Raw genomic sequence first — 1,488 nt, forward strand, 5'->3', positions numbered from 1 at the left:
AATGATGTTCAGTTGAGTTCCTGCTGGGAGCAGATCAGGGAGCAAAAGGGCCCTTTTTTACTGGAACTGCGCATCTGTACAGGGTCCAGGCCGGACCTGGGCCGCCCTGCATCTACACCTGTCCAGAATAAAAAATCTTTTATGGATTTTTGCCGTGAGTGAAAACAGCTGGTCTCATCACAATCCTGTCAAAATCATTGCCGGACCGGGTTATCTAAACAAGCTTCCTGACCTTGTTCCCCAGGCAGGCAGTGTGCTTTTTTTAAGTTCCCCCGGGTTTACCAGAAGGGGGGTGACGAAAAAGGCAGCAGCCCTTCTGGATCCGGACAGGGTGCATGTTTATGATCAGTTGCGCCCGAACCCGGAACTTGATGATCTGGACAGGCTGGTTGTTTTCTGCCGGGACTTGGATGTAAGCCATATCGTGGCTCTAGGCGGGGGCAGCGTCCTGGATGCGGCCAAGGTCCTGGGCGTAGCCCTGCCCAGCGGAATGCACAATCCCCTGGATTTGATTTTCAGGCAGAAACAGGCCCAGGCCTGGAACAGCCGCCTGCCGGTAACAGCCATACCCACTACAGCGGGTACAGGGGCTGAGGTCACTCCCTTCGCCACTGTCTGGGACCGGGTCAGTCAAAAAAAGTACTCGGTTTCAGGGGGGTATGTCTACCCGGCCTGCGCGCTTCTGGACCCGGAATTGACCCTGGACCTGCACTTTACCGAGACCCTGTACACAGGCCTGGACGCAATATCTCATGCCCTGGAATCACTCTGGAATAAAAACCGCACTGAAGTAAGCGCGGCCTGCGCCCTGCACTCCCTGGATCTGGCTGTCCGGGCCCTGCCCGCAGTCCTGGAACACCCCGAAAGTCTGGACTGCAGAAGCAGAATGCAGACCGCCGCTTTACTGGCAGGGCTGGCCATCAGCCAGACACGCACCGCCATTGCCCATTCCATATCATATCCACTGTCCATCCGGTTTGGTCTCCCCCACGGCCTTGCCTGCGGATTTACCCTGCCGGCCCTCATCAGGAGATATCTGCCCAGCCTGGAGCAGGGGCGGGAAAAAATCACTCTTGACTCCGTACTGGGCACCCTGGACGCATTGCAGCTCCAGAGTGAAGCTGCCGGCTACATGTCCCAGAAAGATCTCCTGCTGCTTCTTGCAGACATGTATGATCCTGACCGGGCCGACAACTACAGGATGGACCTGGGTCGTGATGATCTCAGGGAAATACTGCAGGCATCCCTGACCAGATAGCTTTCAGTGAGGCAATAAAAAATCAGCCATGAAATCTTGCAGGCACGACTATGCACATGAATATAAAGCGGTTGCCCCTGCCCGGAAAAGCACAATGAGAGGAGATCCTCTGAGAAGCTGGCTAAAAAGGATTTGCCGCAGGAAAGATTATGAGCCTGAAACCGGTCCTGAGTCTCATGATATAAGCCATGAAAACTCGTGTCCCTGGCAGGAGCTTGACCGCCTTTTGC

General features: G+C 55.2%; 1 protein-coding gene. It reads left to right on the forward strand.

Translation table 11 applies throughout. The features are described from left to right. The first annotated feature begins 154 nt into the window (after positions 1-154). Entirely contained in the window at positions 155-1,258 is a 1,104-nt protein-coding gene (locus tag D5S03_RS12285) for a phosphonoacetaldehyde reductase (protein WP_287044229.1), read from the forward strand. Positions 1,259-1,488 lie beyond the last annotated feature (230 nt).

It is taken from the genome of Desulfonatronospira sp. MSAO_Bac3, assembly GCF_003838035.1.
GTDB lineage: Bacteria > Desulfobacterota > Desulfovibrionia > Desulfovibrionales > Desulfonatronovibrionaceae > Desulfonatronospira > Desulfonatronospira thiodismutans.